Origin of the sequence: Ruegeria lacuscaerulensis, from assembly GCF_013033355.1 — a bacterium.
GTDB classification, from domain to species: Bacteria; Pseudomonadota; Alphaproteobacteria; order Rhodobacterales; family Rhodobacteraceae; genus Ruegeria; species Ruegeria lacuscaerulensis_A.
The window spans coordinates 15,430-35,712 of sequence record NZ_WQDY01000011.1; the positions used below are offsets into that span (position 1 = coordinate 15,430).

General features: G+C 53.9%; 17 protein-coding genes and 1 tRNA gene. 11 read left to right on the forward strand and 7 right to left on the reverse strand.

What is annotated here, in order from left to right; all coding sequences use genetic code 11:
- The first annotated feature begins 208 nt into the window (after window positions 1-208).
- The 5 genes from GOW48_RS17360 to GOW48_RS17380 all read left to right on the forward strand — a co-directional run bounded on the left by GOW48_RS17360 (window position 209) and on the right by GOW48_RS17380 (window position 5,679).
- Window positions 209-2,002, forward strand: a complete 1,794-nt coding sequence (locus GOW48_RS17360; protein ID WP_170755444.1) for an ABC transporter ATP-binding protein — start codon at window positions 209-211, stop codon at window positions 2,000-2,002.
- Between the two features lie 143 nt (window positions 2,003-2,145).
- The gene (locus GOW48_RS17365) at window positions 2,146-2,511 is read left to right on the forward strand and encodes a hypothetical protein (protein ID WP_170755445.1); all 366 of its coding nucleotides are present in this window, start codon (window positions 2,146-2,148) and stop codon (window positions 2,509-2,511) included.
- A 45-nt stretch (window positions 2,512-2,556) separates the two neighbouring features.
- Entirely contained in the window at window positions 2,557-3,369 is an 813-nt protein-coding gene (locus GOW48_RS17370; RefSeq protein WP_269149619.1) for an FkbM family methyltransferase, read from the forward strand.
- 49 nt (window positions 3,370-3,418) lie between these two features.
- Entirely contained in the window at window positions 3,419-4,546 is a 1,128-nt protein-coding gene (locus tag GOW48_RS17375; protein WP_170755447.1) for a glycosyltransferase family 2 protein, read from the forward strand.
- 584 nt (window positions 4,547-5,130) lie between these two features.
- Window positions 5,131-5,679: a tyrosine-type recombinase/integrase gene (locus GOW48_RS17380; RefSeq protein WP_170755448.1), complete on the forward strand. Its 549-nt coding sequence runs from the start codon at window positions 5,131-5,133 to the stop codon at window positions 5,677-5,679.
- A 530-nt stretch (window positions 5,680-6,209) separates the two neighbouring features.
- Here GOW48_RS17380 and gntH read toward each other — a convergent pair.
- The 4 genes from gntH to GOW48_RS17400 all read right to left on the reverse strand — a co-directional run bounded on the left by gntH (window position 6,210) and on the right by GOW48_RS17400 (window position 10,672).
- Window positions 6,210-7,463 carry a guanitoxin biosynthesis MBL fold metallo-hydrolase GntH gene (gene gntH, locus GOW48_RS17385; protein ID WP_170755449.1) on the reverse strand — a complete coding sequence of 418 codons (1,254 nt, stop codon included), beginning with the start codon at window positions 7,461-7,463 and terminating at the stop codon, window positions 6,210-6,212.
- 945 nt (window positions 7,464-8,408) lie between these two features.
- Window positions 8,409-9,524 carry a phosphoadenosine phosphosulfate reductase domain-containing protein gene (locus tag GOW48_RS22800; RefSeq protein WP_170755450.1) on the reverse strand — a complete coding sequence of 372 codons (1,116 nt, stop codon included), beginning with the start codon at window positions 9,522-9,524 and terminating at the stop codon, window positions 8,409-8,411.
- Complete coding sequence (locus GOW48_RS17395; protein ID WP_170755451.1) at window positions 9,514-10,179, reverse strand: hypothetical protein; 666 nt, start codon at window positions 10,177-10,179, stop codon at window positions 9,514-9,516. Before GOW48_RS17395 ends, GOW48_RS22800 begins: the two co-directional genes overlap by 11 nt.
- A 416-nt stretch (window positions 10,180-10,595) precedes the next feature.
- A tRNA-Arg gene (locus GOW48_RS17400) sits at window positions 10,596-10,672 on the reverse strand.
- A 114-nt stretch (window positions 10,673-10,786) separates the two neighbouring features.
- On the opposite strand from GOW48_RS17400, the gene GOW48_RS17405 reads away from it, so the two are divergent.
- Together GOW48_RS17405 and GOW48_RS17410 are read left to right on the forward strand one after the other, a co-directional pair.
- Window positions 10,787-11,812, forward strand: coding sequence for a LacI family DNA-binding transcriptional regulator (locus GOW48_RS17405; protein WP_170755452.1), 1,026 nt, complete (start codon window positions 10,787-10,789; stop codon window positions 11,810-11,812).
- Between the two features lie 4 nt (window positions 11,813-11,816).
- Complete coding sequence (locus GOW48_RS17410; RefSeq protein WP_170755453.1) at window positions 11,817-13,028, forward strand: winged helix-turn-helix domain-containing protein; 1,212 nt, start codon at window positions 11,817-11,819, stop codon at window positions 13,026-13,028.
- 3 nt (window positions 13,029-13,031) lie between these two features.
- Here the strand turns inward: GOW48_RS17410 and GOW48_RS17415 are convergent, their stop codons facing one another.
- Window positions 13,032-13,730 (reverse strand): fumarylacetoacetate hydrolase family protein, encoded by a 699-nt coding sequence (locus GOW48_RS17415; protein WP_170755454.1) that lies wholly within the window; start codon window positions 13,728-13,730, stop codon window positions 13,032-13,034.
- 411 nt (window positions 13,731-14,141) lie between these two features.
- Window positions 14,142-14,576 (reverse strand): homoprotocatechuate degradation operon regulator HpaR, encoded by a 435-nt coding sequence (gene hpaR / locus GOW48_RS17420; protein WP_170355688.1) that lies wholly within the window; start codon window positions 14,574-14,576, stop codon window positions 14,142-14,144.
- A gap of 177 nt (window positions 14,577-14,753) precedes the next feature.
- Between hpaR and GOW48_RS17425 the strand changes: the two genes are divergently transcribed.
- The gene (locus GOW48_RS17425) at window positions 14,754-15,524 is read left to right on the forward strand and encodes an HpcH/HpaI aldolase family protein (protein WP_170755455.1); all 771 of its coding nucleotides are present in this window, start codon (window positions 14,754-14,756) and stop codon (window positions 15,522-15,524) included.
- A gap of 3 nt (window positions 15,525-15,527) precedes the next feature.
- On the opposite strand, the gene GOW48_RS17430 is transcribed toward GOW48_RS17425, so the two are convergent.
- On the reverse strand, window positions 15,528-16,670 hold the full coding sequence (locus GOW48_RS17430) for a DUF3095 domain-containing protein (protein ID WP_170755456.1): 1,143 nt from the start codon (window positions 16,668-16,670) through the stop codon (window positions 15,528-15,530).
- A 141-nt stretch (window positions 16,671-16,811) separates the two neighbouring features.
- On the opposite strand from GOW48_RS17430, the gene GOW48_RS17435 reads away from it, so the two are divergent.
- The 3 genes from GOW48_RS17435 (at window position 16,812) to GOW48_RS17445 (ending at window position 20,175) form a co-directional block, all read left to right on the forward strand.
- Window positions 16,812-17,984: an MFS transporter gene (locus tag GOW48_RS17435; protein WP_170724650.1), complete on the forward strand. Its 1,173-nt coding sequence runs from the start codon at window positions 16,812-16,814 to the stop codon at window positions 17,982-17,984.
- 22 nt (window positions 17,985-18,006) lie between these two features.
- Complete coding sequence (locus GOW48_RS17440; protein ID WP_170755457.1) at window positions 18,007-19,041, forward strand: glycosyltransferase family 4 protein; 1,035 nt, start codon at window positions 18,007-18,009, stop codon at window positions 19,039-19,041.
- A 111-nt stretch (window positions 19,042-19,152) separates the two neighbouring features.
- Window positions 19,153-20,175, forward strand: a complete 1,023-nt coding sequence (locus GOW48_RS17445) for an aspartate-semialdehyde dehydrogenase (protein WP_170355683.1) — start codon at window positions 19,153-19,155, stop codon at window positions 20,173-20,175.
- The last annotated feature ends 108 nt before the right edge of the window (window positions 20,176-20,283 follow it).

Below are 20,283 nucleotides of genomic sequence, written 5' to 3' on the forward strand. Positions count from 1 at the left end.
AAAGCGTGTTCTATTTGCGCAACATCACGCCCAAATTGGACGTTTTCCGCCATTCACTTGCCGATCAGCCAAACCATTACTATGTGGCGACGGCTTTCTCGACACACCTACCCTCTATCAAGTTGTCACGCCTCACAGTCCGCCCTTTTGACAGGACAGAATATAGGTTATCTGAGCGAGCGCATGGTTTTACGATCTGGAGAACGCAATGATTAAGCGTGCCTGGGACAATTGGCGAGCTGGCTATATGGGTCGCCTCATCAGCGAAAGCTTCTTCGCACAGGGCGGATTGTACGCTGTAGCTATAGTCGCGATGATCGCGGTCGCCGCTACGACTGCCGGGTCGGCCTACATGATGGAATACATCGTGGATGCCATGACAAACCCTGAAATGCGCAGCTGGGTGCATTTAATCGCATTGGGCGTCATCGCGCTATTTCTAACGAAAGCCGTTGCCTCCTATATCCAATCCATTTTCCTGGCCCGAGCCGGCAACAGGATCGTCGCCACTCAACAGGACCGCGTCTATCGCAAACTCCTTCGGCACGGAGTCTCTTTCTTTGCGGCACATGAATCTTCGGATTTGTTGATGCGCACGACTCACGGCGCTCAGGCGGCCAGGAAGCTGATCGACGTAATAGTTACCGGCTTTGTACGCGACGCACTTACTCTCGTCGGTTTGGTCATTGTTATGGTGTATCAACAACCCGTTCTGTCGATCATGTTCTTCGTTGTCGGCCCGGTGGCACTTTTTGGGGTGCGGTACCTTCTTAAAAGTGTTCGTGCGATCATGCAGGCGGAATTCAAATCGCTGGCCGAGATCATACGCGTCCTTCAGGAAACGTCCACCGGCATCAAGGTAATCAAGGTATTCGCTCTTGAGGATCGAATGATCACGCGGATGGACACAGCAATTCGCAGTGTAGAGCAACGAGCCAACGATATCGCAAGGCTGCAGTCTATCGCCAGCCCACTGATGGAGTTCTTGGCCGGTCTTGCTGTCGCAGGTGTTCTGGTGGTCAGCACAATGGGGATTGCCGGCAGCGAAACGCCTACGGCAGGGCAGCTGATGTCATTCATTACGGCTTTGTTGATGGCATACGAACCCGCCAAACGCCTATCCAAGATGCGCGTCCAGATTGAAACTTGCATGGTGGGCGTCGGTCTGTTGTTCGGATTGCTAGACCAAGAAGATACAATGAAGGAAAGCCCGAACGCTCATGACCTTTTGGATGGTCCTGGAGAGATTTCCTTGCGGAATGTAACTTTTGGCTACAGCGGTGCCATGCCGGTGATCGAAGATATGAACATCAATTTCGAGGCCAAAAAGACAACAGCATTGGTCGGGCAATCCGGGGGTGGGAAGTCAACAATTTTCGGCCTGATCATGCGGTTCTATGATCCCGAAGATGGCAGCATTGAAATAGACGGCCAGGACTTGCGCCATGTCAGTTATGCTTCGCTGCGACGCAAGATTTCGTATGTAGGTCAGGATACTTTCCTGTTTTCCGCAACGGTAATGGAAAATCTGCGATGTTCGTCACCCGAGGCGACCGATGAAGAGGTGATTGCTGCAGCCAAAGCCGCCCATGCACACGGGTTTATTGCCGAATTGCCTGACGGGTATGATACGCAGGTTGGGGAAAACGGGACCTTCTTGTCCGGAGGTCAAAAGCAGCGTATCGCGATTGCTCGCGCAATACTGCGCAAAGCCGAGATTCTGCTTTTGGATGAAGCAACAAGCGCACTGGATGCAGAATCTGAGTCATTGGTTAAAGCCGCTTTGGATTCGCTGACCGAAGACGTGACCGTTGTTGTGATCGCACACCGGCTCTCTACGATTCTTGAGGCGGACAAAATCATGGTTATTCAGGATGGAGCGGTGATCGAACAAGGAAATCTTGAACAGTTGATGGAAAAGAACGGCAGCTTCCGCAGCCTATTCGATCAACAATTCAAAACGCACGAAACAGAAAAACAAAAAAGCGAAGTAGAATCTTGAAAAACACGAGCTACCACACGAGAGAAGGCTTTTGACGGTGCCCGCAAATATCCAGTGGACCGACGGACTGTGCTGCAATACCCCCAATACCAAACGCTGTGTGGCGGATACATAGAAGAACACTTCGAATTCAGGATTCTGGCATGAATAACGCTTTTACAGGTTGGAGAGAACTGTGGCTGGCAAGTGGAGAAATCCGTCTCAACACCACTTTCTCGCTTTCCATGAAGAACGACGGTACACTCATTACTTTTCAGCGAAAAAACGAAACTGCCGCCGCTACGATAAAGGTTGAGAACGACAAGTTTTCTGTTTCGCAGCAACAAGACGGCGGGAACGGGGTGAATTTGATCAATTCGATCAAGTTTAAAGGCAAAGACAGTACTACGATCCAATTGCAACGCACCCCAGAGGGCCTCAAGCTGTTGGGTGACGATATCGCCGGTTCAGTTGAGATTCCTGTCGATTTGTCCAAGGTTGGTAAAGTCTGCGGATCCGGAGAAATTTGAAATTTCAGTTTCGAAGAAGCCACGTCAAAGCTGGTCACAACAGCTTTGCAGTGTGTCGTTCGCGAAGTCGCTGAATTTCCCGAAAGCCATCTCACACAGCGTCAGGATGATCTGATCTACGATTTTGGGATGCATTCGGGAAGCGATACTGAATTCTATCTTGCTAAGGGGTTTCGTGTGGTCGCAATCGAAGCCAACCCCCAGATCGCCGAACGCAACGCAACCCGGTTTGCTGAGGAAATCAACGACGGGCGCCTCGTCTTGTTAAACTTGGGCGTTGCTGAAGAAAACGGATTGTTGCTTTTTCACGTGTCGTTGGTGAACTCGGAACAGAGTTCATTCGACAAAGACATGGCCTTGCGGTTGGGGCCAGTCGAATCATGTGAGATCAAAACCGTGAATCCAGCACATATCTGGCCAAGTTTCGGTGTGCCCTATTACGCCAAGATCGACATCGAAGGATTCGACGGCGCTGTGATCGACTCGATCGGCGACCTGGTTGAAAAACCAACATATGTCAGCTTTGAATCCAGGTTTGACGACTGGCCAGATCGCGTAGCTACATTGTCCCGAGCTGGCTATAGCAGCTTTAAGGTGGTCGATCAGATGAAAGTCTCCGGCAGCTCCGCCCTTGAGCCCGCGCGCGAGGGCAAGACTGTGAAGTACACATTTCTTGGCCCGTCGAGCGGACCATTCGGAGAGGAAACTCCTGGCAAATGGGTTTCTAAAAAAAGTATTCAGCGTGAAATCGACAATCTAAGAGCACAGAATCCAGAAAACACCGGTTGGATAGATATTCATGCCAAAATAGGAATGTATACTCGGAATAAATCTCGCCTCCGTGGATTGCTGCCATAGTATTCCCGTATTCCACAAACAGAATCCAGCTTACAAGAAAAGTGTCCACATGGAATTCTCGATCACTGACTGCTCGGACAAGAAAATCAGCGGAATTAGTGCCGCTGACCGAAACCAATTCAAAATAGACGTTCTCAACCACAAGTCCGGTCCGAGCCCCGAACTTAGTGTCATTATTCCCTCGTATAACTGTGCGGCCACTTTGCCAGAAACGCTGCGTTCAGTTCTTGCTGCCACAGGAAAACTGACAATCGAAGTGATTGTCGTCAATGACGGCAGCTCAGATGAAACCGCAGATATCGCAGGCGCAATACTTTCCGAATGCAACACAAGTTGGATGGTTCTGAGTCGCCCAAACGGAGGCCTGTCCGCCGCTAGAAACACAGGCCGCGAAGTAGCGACTGCTCCCTACATCGCCTATCTTGACGGCGACGATCTGATGGCCCCCAGAGCCTACGAACGAATGGTTCGCTATGCGGAAAAATTTGATTGTGCTCAGGTCTTTTCCCGCTCGGTTGTGTTTTCCGACACAACTTTGGCTGTTCGTCCCTTTTACGACAGCGAAATCTGGGACAGCATTCTGGGCGGTCTGCAGCATAGACAGTTTTGCCCGCTGATTGAACCAAGAGTATTCCGCACAGAACCAAAGACATGCGCGCGGATCTGGAAACGTGCGTATGTCGAGGAACATGATCTTACTTTCCCAGAAGGACGTCTGTTCGAAGACGTTGGAATCCACTCGGTAGCACTGGCAATTGGCGGGCGCGTAGGGATCATCAACGAAATCGGGCTGCTTTATCGCGAAGGACGCTCAGGGGCGATTACGCAAAGCAAAAGCGAAGGGCGGCTTGACGTCCTGAGCAACGTCTCGGACGCTCTGGATCATCCTGCGATCCTAGACCTGAACGATGAGTGCGGTCGCAACCTGCTTGCCGGTTACATGAGCATCATAAATTGGTGTCGGCAGTCTATTGCGGTTCAACTGCGCCACAAGTTTTTGGCTGCCCAACCCAGCCTTCACAGAAAGTTTCCCAAGAAATGGGTCCGGAAACTGGCGTTGTCCGACAAGGAAACTGCGCGGTTGATCGCAAAGCCTACCCGGAGGACGGCAGCTAACCATGCCTCGCCTCGCCACCTCTTCCATGCCGACCAAGCGCCAAATCGAGGATGCCTATAAAACTGCACTCGAATTGTGCCCTGGTGCGCGCATCAAGGGCGTTGGGCCTGGTGGCGTAACCTTCGACTATCCTGACCATGATGGGGCAAGCCAAGAATGGGAAGGCAAACCCTTCTAGTGTGACGAATAATGAAAAAGATCCCTTACCTTCGCTCAAAACAGCGCCGGGGACGGTGGTTCCACACCTACCGCAGAAACGGTGTAGAGCGATCATTAGGTGTTCACGGCCTGCATCCTAGCGACCATAAGGTGTTGGCCGCATGGGCTGCTGAACACGCGCGCTGGCAGGACGTGCCACCAGACACTGAATTGCCCACGCAGGCACATTTGCGTGGGCTCTGAACCTCTACACGTCAGGTAACACCGAATGGGCGGGTTATGCCGAAGGCACCCGCAAATCACGCACGGCCATCTTTTCGCGATATCGCAAATCTCAGGGTGTGCGGCCAGTCAAGACAATTACGTCAGAAGCGATTGAGCGCGCCCTATGCGCCAAGGGCGGACATGGGGCAGTGAACGAATATGAGGTTCTAAAAACTGTTTTTGAGCACTTGCGGCGCCTCGGTTTCATTCGCAAAAATCCTATGAAAGGGATCGAGCTCGACAAGCCAATGATCAAAGGATTCGCTGTTGCCGAATCTGAAGACATCAAAGCACTCCAGGATCGCTGGGCAGTCGGAACCCGCGAACGCCTGATCTTTGACCTTGCGCTCTACATCGGCGCTGCCCGTGCAGATTTGGCCAAGCTGGGGCGAAAGAACATCAAAGGTGACCTGCTGATCTATGAGCGCCAAAAAAGCGGCGTCAAAGCCCGGGTGCCGTTAACCCCAGAGTTGCGCGCTGTGATCGACCGCACCCCAGAAATTGCTACTGCCTTCATCCTGACCGAGAAGGGCAAGCCCTTTAAGGCCGAAAGCCTGGGCAACAAATTCGGCGATGCGGCGCGCTCGGCTGGCATGGACGCCCGACTGCGTGGGCTGCGAAAGGCGTTCAGCGTCTATTGGTCAGAAAAGGAAGCGACGACGCATCAAATCGCAGCAATGGCCGGTCATATGAGCCTTTCCGAAGTCGAACGATACACTCGCGCGGCGGATCGGGAGAGTATGGCGAAATTACTGATGGGGGTTGTCTAAAATGGGACACGCCCACCCAAGAACGGGACACATCCGCACAACCAACTGTAAAATATGAGAAAAATTCGTGCAGTTCAGTGAATGGCGACCCCGGCTGGATTCGAACCTGAAACCTGCCCCTTAGGAGGGGAACAGGTCAGCTTGATTTAGTTATCTTTTTCAAATTCTTAATGGAAACCAGCTGTGCTGTTGTGCGGGTTTTGTGCAAATTTTCTATTGTTTTGGGCATTTGAATTCGCCATTTGCACCCGCTTGTTCGCCACTTGTTTAATCCAGAAACTGTTATTTGAAAGCTCGTCAGCTCGACGTGTGGAGCGATAAGGTCTTGTGCAACGCACGTTCGTTCGTGCGCAGATTTGCGCCTATTGCGTACGATGGCGAACCCCAAGGTTTTTTCAGCTTGAGAACTCCATCGCTCAATTCGTTACCAAAGTTGCCTGACCGCTAGCGCATTTGTCCTAGCTGCCGTCGACGCGAAGAGAACAGTATGCGGCCTAAGTCGAAACTGGCCAAAAGCCGCAATTGTCACATTACTTGAATGGGAGACTAGTGTAAGCGCCTACTTCGTTGTTCCCCGAACGCGCGTTGAAAGCTTCGATCATTTCATTCGTCGCTTCCGCAGCGCCTAGGTCCATACTCTCAAGATCGAATTCCGAGAAAGGAAACTCAGCAGCGGAATCTGGCGGTTGCTTGGCCATTTGAACGGGTGCTGGAAAAGACTCTTCATTCGGTACGCCCTGGCGCGTGCGAATTTCGTCTTTCGTCACGTTCCATGTCATGAAGTCGGCAGCGAGGTCCAAGGGACCATCATAGGTTTCCCGAATTGCCGAATAGACAGCCAGTGCGATGTCATGATCGTTTTGGAAATGATAGCAAACCGCCAACCGCGGTTCCGTCTCGGACATTATCTTCCCGAATGCCTGCGCGGAAGTGTGCCCCTGTGAGCCCACGAAAATGGCCTCCGAAGGTGCAAATCCGTATTTCTCAATCATGAACTCAGGCGGCGTGAAGCATTCGTGAATGGCAAGATCAGCCCCAGCAGCGTGTTCGCGCCACCAACGAGTCGGAAGCGTATCGGAAGAAAAAGCAAACTTAAGGCCATTCCATTCGAGCACGAAACTCACGGCCTGTTCACCATGAATTGCCGGAAGTGTTCTAACCTGAACCCCGTTTTCGTCAAAAATAACGTTGTTCACTGCTTTCCAGTCGAATTCGTTGACCTCAAGTTGGAGCCCTCTTGGGTCGACGGCTGCACCCCGTGTCGCTTCTTCCCACGCCCACATCCGCTTCATGTGATTTGCCCATGATTTGGTTCCCCATTCAGGTTTAATCCCCTCGGGTCCCCAAAGACGTACAGGCGTAAGGCGATTGTTCACAGGGCCAGTAAAGTAAAAGGCAGGAAAATCGCCGGCATGATCGAGGTGTAGATGGCCCAGGAAAACCTTGTCGAGCTGATCCAATGGAATTCCAAGCGCCATGATCCGTTCGTAAGATCCCTCACCCATATCAAATATGAATTTTTCACCATTCCCTAGCTCAACTAGGAAACACGCAGCAGCTTGTTTTAGACGTGGTTGGGGCATGCCGGTTCCGCACGCGATAACTCGCATTTCGTCTGGACCAAGTGCTTCAGTGCCAGGATAATAAACAGTTTGGTTGGGGAAAGGTTCGGTCCTAGACCATTCGGTTGGGGCTTGGTTTTCCGCAATCCCGGTGTTTGCGAATGCAACAAAAATACCAAAACTGAGCGCTATTGCACGCATGAAAGGTTTCAAAAAAGCCATCGACAATCTCCCCCCAAAAGAACCTGGCAAAAATACACCTGCTAAGATTCGTCATACTAAAGGATCGCAATTATTGAATGTAGCTGGCAAGTCTTGTTACAAAGAGCCCGTTTCACTGAGAAACCGAAAGCTAAACGGCAATCACTTTCTAAGTTCAATCAATCAATTTGAGTGAGCTATGAATTCAGGCCTCAGGAAGCTAAAGCGTTCGATTTCTTGGGTGCTGTTTAGGACTGTTAGAGTCCTTACCCTGATCGCTCCACCGTGCATAACTCAATTATTTTGGGCACTATTGGAAATCTTTGGTTGGAGACAAAGCGGGAGACTGGCTGGTAAATCCGAAACATTTACAATCCTCACAGCCGCCCGAACAAAATCGCGTTTTCTGTGCAAGTTTTGTGCAAGTTTTTGATCTTAGTTGAAATTTCAATCGTGCATCGTCAAGTATAATGGGCACCGCGCTAAATCCTGACGCATTGCACAAACCGCTTCTACTTCGTGATTTACAAAATTTACTAATTATTTCTAAATCTTATGGCGACCCCGGCAGGATTCGAACCTGCAACCTGCCCCTTAGGAGGGGAAAAGGATCATCAATATTAATGTTGTTTTTCAATATTTTAAAGATTTTTTCTTGTTCTGTGTGTCAGATTTGTGTCACGTTTTCTTTGACGCCAGATGATGTGGCGAACTCAGCTCTCGCAAGTTTCTTTCCTCTTCGCGTTTAGAATGATCAGGATTCAGGATTGCGGCACCAAACAACTACTTATCTTGCTAAGGCACTGCACGATAAACCGTGCTAAAAAAAACACGTCATAGTGCTGTAAGCTCAGGTGCCGCAGATCAAAGCGGTATTCTTCCGATCAAAGCACAAGCTGTCATCGACGGAAGTTAACTTCGGGTCGGAATCAACCGTTGCTGTTAGCTGGCTAAAGGCCTTTCCTTCTATACCGCCCAACTTTCAGCATTTTTTTCAAACAACGGGAATGAGTACGGGTCCTTCAAGGAACTATCACTGACAACATATTCGGGATCGCCCAAGTCGGACTCAATGAGCCTCCTGATCTCTCTCATTTGTACCTCCGAAATGATTTGGCGCCCCACCCTCGCTTCGAGGTTTAGTACACGTTCCAGAATTTCGTGCCGAGCGGCAACAGTAAACGGCCCAGGCCCCACTCTACCATTTCTTCTACTTGTGCAGCGGTTCTTGGGATCGTTTCGGAATTCAGACAACCAGCTTCGAAGTTCGAAATACGGTCGCAGCTCTTCATATCCGGATTCAATCATGTGTTCAGCCGATCTGTCGCGGCGAACGACTGTACAGGTCCAACAACCAAATCTCGCCTTGCTGCAAGGCTTATCTTTAAAGTCCCGAATGGCTGGACACTCTCCACTTCCATCTTTGTAGAGTTTAGAAAGGGCAGTCACATCGATTGATTTCGGACCATCGAATTCGCACAGTAAGTCCCAAACGTCAGCAGTGTCATAGTCAATGATCGGGGTTAGCAACTGGGTTTCTTTACTACCTTCTCTTTGGCGTTGAATGAACGCGCTTGCTGCGTTTTCCTCCGAGTGCTTCCTTAGAGACCTATCTCGTTGCGCACTTTCTCCAAATCTAGTTCCGATAGCTACAAGAGGTGGGGTGTTGCTACTCTTGAGGTAGGCTTGGAACGGCCTAATCCGAATGTCTTTTGTGCACCAACGGAAGCTATTTGTCGGGGTGGGGTATCCTCTACCAATAATTCGAACAAAGAAAGCTTGATGTGTTGAAGGCTTTATTACTTTGCACTGCAGGTTAATGCCTGCTTGTTGAGCTTCGGATTGTATCTTGCCAAGGGTAGATTTTACGTGCGCGTCGATAATGGGGTTCTCTACTTCGGTGTCGCAGTAGACGACCTTCAGCGGGGGACATTCTGACCTAAGCTGTAACGCACATGACCAAAGCAGTTTAACTACGGCGCTACTGTCCTTTCCACCGCTAAACCCAATTGAAATTGGTGTTTGAATGTCTCTAATTAGGTCACATATTTGATCGACACGACGTTCATGTTCAGTTTTCACCGTCGACAATGTTCTTAAATCCTTTTTCAAGTTCGCCGCGTTTGTGCAGCAACATGTAGTCGCATTGATCCAATACCATCTCGCGGTGCTTGTTTGTCAAAACCCACGAAACCGGAAACGAAACAACAAACAATACTAGGAAGATAACTCCTGATTTCATCAGCTCGCCACCCACGAAACCATCGTAAATTCCCATCTTTTGAGCAAAATAAAATACAAATATCACTAAGAAACCGAGTGCGGCGATTGCTCTAAGATCTGCGGCACTACTCCACAGCACCCCGTTAAACCTGATGTTCTCTGAACGTAGCTTCAACGTCTCATCGTTATCTATTATCGGGTAGTACACGTCTTTGAACCTGCGCCAAGTAATACCGGATATCCGCTGATCTTGGTCTACGAAAGGTCCTTTCAGATGGTCCATTATCCCTGCGTTCACTTGGAATTGCGGAAAGCTGTTGGACAGTTTTCGCAACCGTAGAAAATCATAAAAGAACGCAATCAACAGCACGGCCGTAAGCTTCATGACTTCGTCAAAGCTTGTTGGCCAGCCGATACTGCAAAAATCGCAAGCCTGACAAACAAAATACAGTGCGAAGTAACCTAACATCCCCGGAATCAAGAACCTGAGATACTTTTGCGTAGTATTGCTCATGCCGTCGACTGGGTCTCCATTTATACAGAGTACGGCGCTAGCGCCTAACTCGTAGCCAAGATCACCTTCTGATACCGCCTAATCGACTGCAATGGAAACGGAATTTTGCACCTGCAACTCTGCCAATTGTGGTACTTCAGGGACGTGCAATCGCCCATTTAAAAGGGCATTGCAAGTTAGGCGTGCTCTACAACTAACTTTTCGCATGCGAGTTCAAATTTGGACACATCCGGCTAGTTTACAACCTTTACAACAACGCAAAACCGCTGTGTCAATTTTGTGCCATTTTTGTCTTTTGCGTGATTGTTATACCGGTCTATTCACGCCTGATTGTGCACAACAATAAATAACGTGCAATCGTTGCGCATGTCGAATTCACATAATTTCCATAATTATCAATATTTTTCAATTGGTTATGGCGACCCCGGCAGGATTCGAACCTGCAACCTGCCCCTTAGGAGGGGGCTGCTCTATCCAGTTGAGCCACGGGGCCGCGCAAGGCTCTCTGTACCCCGGATTTTTCAGCTTGTCATGACCTTTGATGGGCAGTTGTAAAATGCGTCCTGTTCACGCTACCATCCCTTAAAACAACGACGCAGGTGCCATCGTGACAACAGAAACCAAACGCCCGCTCACTCTTCGGGATGTCTCTGAGGCCTCGGGGGTGTCCGAGATGACGGTCAGCCGCGTCCTGCGCAACCGGGGTGACGTGTCGGACGCCACCCGCACCCGCGTTTTGGCCGCAGCAAAAGAACTGGGATATGTGCCCAACAAGATCGCTGGCGCGCTGGCCTCAAGCCGGGTGAATCTGGTCGCGGTGATCATCCCTTCACTTTCGAACATGGTTTTCCCCGAGGTGCTGACCGGCATCAACCAAGTATTGGAAGATACCGAATTGCAGCCCGTGGTCGGCGTTACCGACTACCTTCCCGAGAAAGAGGAAAAGGTACTGTACGAGATGCTCTCGTGGCGGCCATCAGGTGTGATCATCGCGGGGCTGGAACATACTGAGGCCGCGCGTGCCATGCTGGACTCCTCGGGGATTCCAGTGGTCGAGATAATGGATACTGATGGCAAACCCGTGGATGCAATGGTTGGCATTTCGCACCGCCGCGCCGGACGCGAGATGGCGCAGGCAATCCTGAAGGCGGGGTACGAGCATATCGGGTTTATGGGCACCAAAATGCCGCTGGATCACCGCGCCCGCAAACGGTTCGAAGGCTTCACCGAAGTGCTGGGCAAACACGGGGTCGAAATTGAAGACCGCGAGTTCTATTCCGGCGGGTCAGCCCTGGCCAAGGGGCGTGAGATGACGCAGGCCATGCTGGAACGCTCTCCGGATCTGGATTTTCTGTATTATTCCAATGATATGATTGGTGCCGGAGGGCTGCTGTACCTGTTGGAGCAAGGTATTGACGTGCCCGGACAGATTGGTCTTGCCGGGTTCAACAACGTTGAACTGTTGCAGGGCCTGCCGCGCAAGCTGGCCACGATGGATGCCTGTCGCCTTGAGATCGGACGCAAAGCCGCCGAGATCATAGCCGCCCAACTGGCCGATCCCGAGGCTGAATTAGAGTCTCGCGTTACCCTGACGCCGAAAATCAGCTATGGTGACACGCTGAAACGGCGCTGACGCCGTGGCTATTCAAAAGCTGGACAATCGCACAGCCCGATTGCTGTTCATGGACCGTCATGCATTGGCAGAACAGCCTTCAGGGGGGGGCAAAGGGGCGGAGCTGCTGGATCTGATCCATCGGCTGGGTTTTGTTCAACTGGACAGTATCAACACGGTCGCGCGAGCCCATGATATGATCCTGTTCTCACGCAGGCCCAGCTATCGCGCGCAAAACCTAAAGCGCCTTTATGAACGCGACCGCGCGCTGTTCGAACACTGGACCCATGATGCCGCCGTTATTCCGATGGAATTCTACCGACACTGGCATCTGCGCTTTCAACGCGATGCTGAACTGCTGAAATCCCGGTGGAAGAATTGGCGACGCGATGGCTTCGAACAGCAGTTCCAGACCGTTCTGAACCATATTCGTGATCATGGCCCTGTCTCGTCGTCCGATGTCGGGAAGGACGAAAAGAAGGGCTCGGGTGGGTGGTGGGACTGGCACCCTTCAAAAACCGCGCTTGAATTTCTCTGGCGATCTGGCGCGTTGACAGTTGTCGGACGGCGCGGGTTCCAAAAACGATACGACCTGACGGAACGGGTGATCGACACGCATCTTTGCCCCGGCGGTGCAGATATTGACGCGCCGGAAACAGTGAATTGGCTTTGTAACGCAGCCCTGGACAGGTTGGGGTTCGCCACGTCCGGTGAGCTGGCAGCATTCTGGGACACAGTCAGCGCAACAGAGGCGCGAGAATGGGTAAAGCAGGCTCTAAGACGGGGAGAAATTGAGGAAGTCGAAATCACATGTGCGGATGGGCAGACCCGCAAATTGGTTTCAAAACCGGTCTTGGCCGACACCAAGCCCCAGGCTGCCCCGCCAGGTCGCATTCGCGTGCTCAGCCCATTTGACCCCATGCTGCGTGATCGAAACCGGGCCGAGCGATTGTTCGGATTTCACTATCGTATCGAAGTCTTCGTCCCCGAAGCGAAGCGTACCTATGGGTACTACGTCTTCCCGCTGCTTGAAGGCGACCGGCTTATTGGCCGGATCGACATGAAGGCTCATCGCGATCGGGGCGTTCTGCAAGTCAGTGCGGTGTGGCCAGAACGCTCAGTCAAATGGTCCACGGCGCGGACAGGTCGTTTAACCTCGGAGTTGGACCGGGTCCGCAGGTTCGCAGGACTGGATCGCGTGGAGTTTTCTACGGACTGGCTGAAAGAGCCTAAATAGAGGCTATTCAGGATCTGACAGCGTCAGAGAGATTGGCTGCAGCCCATCTATTCCACCCTCAAGAACGTCTCCGGGCGCAAGCGCCCCCACTCCGGCCGGTGTACCGGTCAGGATTATGTCTCCGGGTCGCAGATGGTAATACCCGGAAAGGTGACTGATGATCTCATCAATCTTCCAGATCAGTTCGTGCAGGGTCGCATCTTGCCGAACGTCGCCATTCACGCTGAGAAAAATGCGTTTGTCATCCTCGGGCATCCAGCCCGAGGCGCGCGTCAGCGGGGCAAGAACGGTGCCATTTTCAAGGTCTTTGCCCAGATCCCAAGGGCGTTGCTTGTTACGCTCGCGGATCTGCAAATCCCGACGGGTCATGTCCAGAGCACAGCCATAGGCGTAGACTGCATCTGCGGCCTCGGCAGGTTTGGCCTTGAAAACGGGCTTTCCGAGCGCGACTGCCAATTCCATCTCATGATGAAAATTCTGGGTTCCGGACGGAAACGGCACGGTCGCACTGGACAGAACGGCATTGGCTGCCGATTTGGTGAAATAGAACGGCGCTTCGCGGTCAACCTCGTGGCCCATTTCCGCGGCATGGGCTGCATAATTGCGTCCGACACAGAAAATGCGACCGACGGGGTAAAAGGACGACTCCCCGTGGATCGGTACCTCGATCGGGTCTGGCAAGGAAAACAACGTATCAGACATCTTTGGCCCCTTCTTGCAACGCACTGGGCGCATCCTAAGGATACACCCGGTCTGAACAAGCCAAAGCGACGTCCTGACCCGGGTTACTTTGTAGCCCTACATCTTGGAATGACAGACCGAAGCACTAAATCAAAGGTTGAAGACAACAAACAGACGTTGAATTGCACCCAGACCATTCTTGCCCGCCCAAAGCCCCAAGATAGGGCAGATTGCACAAAAGACCGGGTGCACCTGTTTCAGAGAACCGCGGTCGTGGCCCGCCCCCCCAAGGGTCGCAACTTTCGCAATGTCGCCTCATTTCAGGTTGGCTGGTCCTCTGAAGCGTCGGTCGGACACAAAACACAAGTCTAAGTCCGACTCTCCCGCCAGGGGACACCAATCACCGCCTCTGGCGGGGCGCAGAGTTACCTCTCAGGTTTTGAGATCATAAAGATCGTTCAGAAGGTCCAGCAGCGTCTCATGCCTTTTGGGGCCCAATTGCGACTTTATCTCATCCGCCAGCCGGACTGTGACGTCGATATTGTCGCGGATGATCTGCTCACCCGTTGGCATGATCTCGACAATCTGTCGGCGCTTGTCGATTGGATGGGCACTGCGCCGGATCAGTCCCTTAACCTCGAGCTTTTGCAAAATCCGTGTCAGGCTGGGCAACAACAGACACGCCCGGTCAGCAATCACCGTGGGCTCTTGTGGACCTTCCTCGTTCAGAACACGCAACACACGCCATTGCTGCTCGGTTACGCCGGCGTCTGCCAACATCTTCCGAATAGGGCCCATGACCCGTTCGCGGGCCCGAAGCAACGCAATCGGCAACGAGCGGGATGTCGATGGCAGGTCTTTGGTCATACGGAATCTTGACCGAAATCCAATAAGACTGCAACAGCGCGGAAAACCCCTTATTCAGAGCCTTGTTGCCCAGATTTGCCCGCAGCACCTTCGGACCCAATGCCAAATCTGATTGACCTTTTCCCCCGAATGGCCATCACTGTCAGGCGTTTCCACCACCGCCTTGGAGGCTCCGTGATGCCAGCCCCTGTAAACACATTCAAAGAAGCTCTGGCCAATGGGGATCGCTTGATCGGTTGTTGGACCAGCTTCGCCGAAAGCGTCACCGCCGAAATCATGGGAACCGCTGGCTTCGACTGGCTGGTAATCGACGGAGAGCATGCGCCCAACGATATCCGCTCGGTTCGTGACCAGCTAATGGCCTTGTCGGCCAGTGCCACACATCCGGTTGTTCGGGTGCCCGTCGGAGACACCGCGCTGATCAAAATGGTATTGGACGCCGGTGCCCAAACAATTTTGGTTCCCATGGTCAACAGCGCCGATCAAGCGCGCGAGTTGGTGCGCGCGTGTCGCTATCCACCAGAAGGGGTCCGCGGCGTCGGTGCCGGCGCCGCGCGGGCGACCGGGTATGGATCTTTCTCCGATTACATCCAGACAGCAGATGCGCAAGTCTGCCTATTGGTTCAGGTCGAAAACCGTGCCGGTATCACCGCGCTTGATGATATTTTGAAAGTCGATGGCGTCGAAGGCGTTTTTATCGGTCCAGCGGACTTGTCGACGGATATGGGATACCAGGGCAACAGCGCGGCGCCGGAGGTTCGCGAAACGATTGCCGACGCAATCAGCCGAATCAAAAAAGCCGGCAAGGCTCCCGGAATTCTGGGCACTCATGAAGAGGCGACACAAAGCTACCTTGAGATGGGCGCACAATTTCTGGCTGTTGGAATCGACGTCATGATCCTGACGCAGGCGGCGCGCGCATTGGCGACGAAGTGGAAGACCCGGTAACGATCAGCTCTGCATCGCCGCAGCGGCCTGCGCATATCCACCTGACGCGCCATCAACGAAATGCACGTGGTCATCGCGGGTAGCTGAAGGCACAAAACAGGTCATCATCGCCTCGTCCTGTGCGTGCAAGCCGTAACGCACCTTGCCGCGCCCGCGCGCTTGTTCCAGCATCATCTGAATTTGCGCCAACGTCGCAGGATCGCAATCCAGCGTCATTTTAAGCCCGTCGTCGAACTTTCGATAATCCGCATTCCGACTAACCATGCGTTTATAGTGATCCGGCTCAAAGTTACCCAGCCGTTTGCCGGACCGAAACAGCAATGCGATCAGCAAATTCTGTACCAACAGTTTGAGCGTTTGACCAACAAGGCTGCCGCCGGCGCGCGAGACATGGGCATCAATGCTCAGACCAGGTGGTGGCCATCCGATCGGTGGGCCGTTTTCCGGTACCGGGTGACCCGCGCGCTCCAACCCTTCGGCTGCAGACAGAACCGATTGGGCGAGGTCGGCAAAATCCGCCTCGGTGGCGTGCGGCGTGGGTTCCACGACCAGCGAAACGATCTGCCCATGCTGCGCCCTAACGTTGGACCACCGACATGAAAGACCGGTTAGATCAGGGCGCGCACCGGGGTCGGCCTCGGGCACCATAAAGTGACCGGCCTTCATCTGTGTTTCCGCCCAAGCAAGCCCCCCGCCCGAGAACATCGCATAGTCGACCCCGTCCGATGGTGCGAAACGGGCGACGCGCAGGTCTTTGCCCGCCTTGCGGATTTCGGCCACCGTCACCAATGCTGCGCGCAGCGGAATGGAAAACTCTTCCTGCGCCCAGCGCCTCATGGCGGCCAGAACCTCGCGGGCCGCTTCGGCCGCACTGGCGGGCACGGCAAAGCCTGCGCCGTCACCACCGAACACATACGGAAACTCGCGCCCGCTCATGGCGTTGATCATCGCTGAAATAACCGCTGCCCCGACAGTATTGACCGTTTTGTAGCGTCCCTGCGCGATCTGCCCGGTCGAGTCGACAATGTCCGCAACACCGACAACCCAGTCATTGGGAATGGCCGAAAACCGCTGAGGGTCGGCCAAACGGGTAAAGTCCCGCAGCAAGGGCAGGCTGTCGTAAAACGCGACCTGAGCGTCCTTCATAATAACCTCTTGTCGAAATTATTCCTGAACATAGACCGATTGTGGCACCTGTCCCGCGAAATCGTCATTACACACATGCTTGTGTGCGGAGTCCTGCCGTGCCAAGCATAGCCGGTTAGCCGCGGGGGAGAGTGTCATTTCATGAAAGCAGGTTTGGTCGTGTTGTGCCTGGGCTATGTGCTCAGCCAGTTTTTTCGCGCGTTTTTAGCCGTACTCAGCGTCGATCTAGGCCGGGATATCGGCGCCACGCCAGAGGACCTCGCCTTTGCATCGGGTCTTTGGTTTTTGGTCTTTGCCGCCATGCAACTGCCGGTGGGCTGGGCGCTGGATCGGGTCGGGCCGCGGCTGACCTCGACTGTTTTGTTGCTGGTCGGTGGCGCAGGCGGCGCACTGATCTTTGCCGTGGCCAGCACGCCTTTTCATGTCGCCCTGGCCATGGGGCTGATCGGAGTGGGATGCTCGCCGATCCTGATGGCGTCTTACTTTATCTTCGCCCGCGAATACCCCCCGGCCCGTTTCGCCACGCTGGCCGCCCTGATGCTGGGTGTTGGGTCGGTCGGAAATTTGGTCGCCTCCTACCCCACTGCGCTGGCCGTTGAGCTGATGGGTTGGCGCGCCACAATGGTCACTTTGGCCCTGTTTTCGGGCGTGATCGCCATCGGCATCCTGTTCACAGTTCATGATCCCAAACGCGTTGAAACCGACCACAAGGGATCGGTTCTGGATCTGCTGAAGCAACCCGCACTCTGGGCCATCCTGCCGCTGATGTTGGTGGCCTATGCGCCATCGGCTGCAACCCGCGGCCTTTGGGCCGGACCTTATCTAAGCGATATCTTCGCACTCAGCACCACGCAGATCGGAACCGCCACTCTGATCATGGGCGCGTCGATGATTGCGGGCACCTTCGCCTATGGCCCGCTTGACCGGATATTGGGAACGCGGAAATGGGTGATCTTTGGTGGTAACGCGCTGGGCGTGGTCGCCCTGACCCTGTTGTGCCTGTGGATCGACAATGCGGTCTGGTTGTCGGTGGTTCTAATCTCGGTCATCGGGTTCACCGGGGCCAGCTTTCCTGTCATCATGGCCCACGGTCGTGCCTTTGTTCCTCCACACCTAGTGGGCCGAGGCGTGACCCTGTTGAACCTGTTCGGGATCGGAGGCGTCGGCCTTGCCCAATTCGTCACCGGCCGCGTCCATGCAGCGACGGTAGACATCAGCCCCTCTGCACCTTACACAGCGATATTCGGCTTTTTTGCCATCTCGCTTGCCATTGGCTGCGTGATCTATCTATTCAGCCGGGACAGCGTCGACTGACGCTAACCCGTCAGGAGAGCCCATGTCTGACCCACGCGTCATTGCCCCCAATCTCAAACGCAGGCTTTCGGGCGTGACGGCAACGATTGCGCGGTTGGTGCCGTTGCAGGTGCAATGGATCGACATTGCAGCCACTGGTCCGGGCCTGCCTGCCGATATCCCGCATATCCCGCTTGGCCGCCTGCCCTTTCTGTCGCGCAAAACCCTGCGCGTCTGGCACGCCCGCCGCAATACCGAGATGCTGTTGGGTCTGTTCCTGCGCAACATCCTGCGGCTGCGACTGAAACTGCTGTTCACCAGCGCGTCGCAGCGGGCGCATACGGGCTATACCAAATGGCTGATCGACAAGATGGACGCCGTGGTCGCCACCTCGCGCAAAACCGCCGGGTATCTGGATCGGGATGCAGAGGTGATCATGCACGGCATCAACCTGCAGGATTTTACCCCCCCCGAGGATAAAACGGCCGTTCGCGCCCGGTTGGCCCTGCCTGATGGCCTGCTGCTGGGCTGCTATGGCCGCATCCGCCACCAGAAGGGTACTGACGCCTTTGTGGATGCAATGATCGAGCTATGTGGCCGCTTTGACGATGCGCATGGCATCGTCATGGGCCGCACCACGGAACAACACACCACCTTTCTGTCCGAATTGAAAGACAAGGTCGCGGTGGCGGGCCTGTCCGACCGCATCCTCTTCATGCCCGAGGTTACAGTCGACCAGATCGCCGAATGGTATCAGGTTCTGGACCTCTTCATCGCACCCCAGCGGTGGGAAGGCTTCGGCCTGACCCCGTTGGAGGCAATGGCCTGCGGCGTACCCGTCGTGGCCACCGATGTCGGTGCGTTCTCTGAGATCGTTACTGACCCGTCATTGGGCCATTTGGTGGAGCCAGGCAATATCCCGGCCTTGGCCGATGCCGCAGCCCGGATGCTGGAAAACCGCGATTCCCTAGCGCAATCCGGCCGCGCCGCCCGTACCCATGTCGAGCAGAATTTCGACATCAACGGCGAAGCAAAGACCCTTGTCGCCCTCTACGAACGGCTTTTGACCGACACCTGAGGCGATGCGCCGCGTCAAATCGGTGTCATCGGGCGGAATCTGACCCGAAAACCCTTTTTTCTTTGCCGCAACGCAGCTATGAACGCGCGTCCTTAACTTTGGAGACATGAAATGGGCTATCGCGTCGTTGTCGCCGGCGCCACGGGTAACGTGGGCCGCGAAATGCTGAACATTCTGGCAGAACGCCAGTTCCCCGTCGATGAACTTGCCGTGCTGGCGAGCCGTCGTTCGCTGGGTACAGAAGTTAGCTTTGGCGACAAGACACTGACCACCCAGGACATCGATACCTTCGACTTCACCGGCTGGGACATGGCGCTGTTCGCCATCGGCTCGGACGCAACCAAGGTTTACGCGCCCAAGGCGGCTGCGGCGGGTTGTGTGGTGATCGATAACTCGTCGCTCTATCGCTACGACCCCGACATTCCGCTGATCGTGCCGGAATGTAACCCGCAGGCGATCCACGACTATAAAAACAAGAACATCATCGCCAACCCCAACTGCTCGACCGCGCAGATGGTTGTCGCTCTGAAGCCGCTGCATGACCGCGCCAAGATCAAGCGCGTTGTCGTCTCGACCTATCAGTCGGTCTCGGGCGCGGGCAAAGAGGGCATGGATGAGCTATGGGATCAGACCAAAGCGGTCTATAACCCCACAACCGAGGTTGAACCCAAGAAGTTCCAGAAGCAGATCGCCTTCAACGTCATCCCGCAGATCGACGTCTTCATGGAAGACGGCTCGACCAAGGAAGAATGGAAGATGGTGGTCGAGACCAAAAAGATCGTCGACCCGTCGATCAAGGTCACAGCCACCTGCGTCCGCGTTCCCGTATTCGTCGGCCATTCCGAGGCCGTTAATATCGAGTTCGAGGAATTCCTGGACGAAGACGAAGCTCGCGATATCCTGCGCGAAGCACCGGGCATCATGGTGATCGACAAGCGCGAGGCTGGTGGCTACGTCTCTCCCATCGAATGCGCGGGCGATTTCGCGACTTTCATCAGCCGCATCCGTCAGGACTCGACCGTGGAAAACGGCATCAACCTGTGGTGCGTGTCCGACAACCTGCGCAAAGGCGCCGCCCTTAACGCGGTGCAGATCGCCGAACTGTTGGGCCGTGAGGTTCTGAAAAAGGGCTGAAATCGCTTACCTGAACCAATATGAAGGGCCGCCTTTTGGGCGGCTCTTTTTATTTTGACTTGATGTATTGCAGTTCAATTGCAACCAATACGGTAGTTTGAAATTTTA

Excerpts from the sequence above, each read along its gene's own strand:
- GOW48_RS17360 (WP_170755444.1), top strand. The coding sequence starts at position 209 with ATGATTAAGCGTGCCTGGGACAATTGGCGAGCTGGCTATATGGGTCGC.
- GOW48_RS17365 (WP_170755445.1), top strand. The coding sequence starts at position 2,146 with ATGAATAACGCTTTTACAGGTTGGAGAGAACTGTGGCTGGCAAGTGGA.
- GOW48_RS17375 (WP_170755447.1), top strand. The coding sequence starts at position 3,419 with ATGGAATTCTCGATCACTGACTGCTCGGACAAGAAAATCAGCGGAATT.
- GOW48_RS17380 (WP_170755448.1), top strand. The coding sequence starts at position 5,131 with ATGAAAGGGATCGAGCTCGACAAGCCAATGATCAAAGGATTCGCTGTT.
- gntH (WP_170755449.1), bottom strand. The coding sequence starts at position 7,463 with ATGGCTTTTTTGAAACCTTTCATGCGTGCAATAGCGCTCAGTTTTGGT.
- GOW48_RS17395 (WP_170755451.1), bottom strand. The coding sequence starts at position 10,179 with ATGAGCAATACTACGCAAAAGTATCTCAGGTTCTTGATTCCGGGGATG.
- GOW48_RS17415 (WP_170755454.1), bottom strand. The coding sequence starts at position 13,730 with ATGTCTGATACGTTGTTTTCCTTGCCAGACCCGATCGAGGTACCGATC.
- hpaR (WP_170355688.1), bottom strand. The coding sequence starts at position 14,576 with ATGACCAAAGACCTGCCATCGACATCCCGCTCGTTGCCGATTGCGTTG.
- GOW48_RS17425 (WP_170755455.1), top strand. The coding sequence starts at position 14,754 with ATGCCAGCCCCTGTAAACACATTCAAAGAAGCTCTGGCCAATGGGGAT.
- GOW48_RS17430 (WP_170755456.1), bottom strand. The coding sequence starts at position 16,670 with ATGAAGGACGCTCAGGTCGCGTTTTACGACAGCCTGCCCTTGCTGCGG.
- GOW48_RS17435 (WP_170724650.1), top strand. The coding sequence starts at position 16,812 with ATGAAAGCAGGTTTGGTCGTGTTGTGCCTGGGCTATGTGCTCAGCCAG.
- GOW48_RS17440 (WP_170755457.1), top strand. The coding sequence starts at position 18,007 with ATGTCTGACCCACGCGTCATTGCCCCCAATCTCAAACGCAGGCTTTCG.
- GOW48_RS17445 (WP_170355683.1), top strand. The coding sequence starts at position 19,153 with ATGGGCTATCGCGTCGTTGTCGCCGGCGCCACGGGTAACGTGGGCCGC.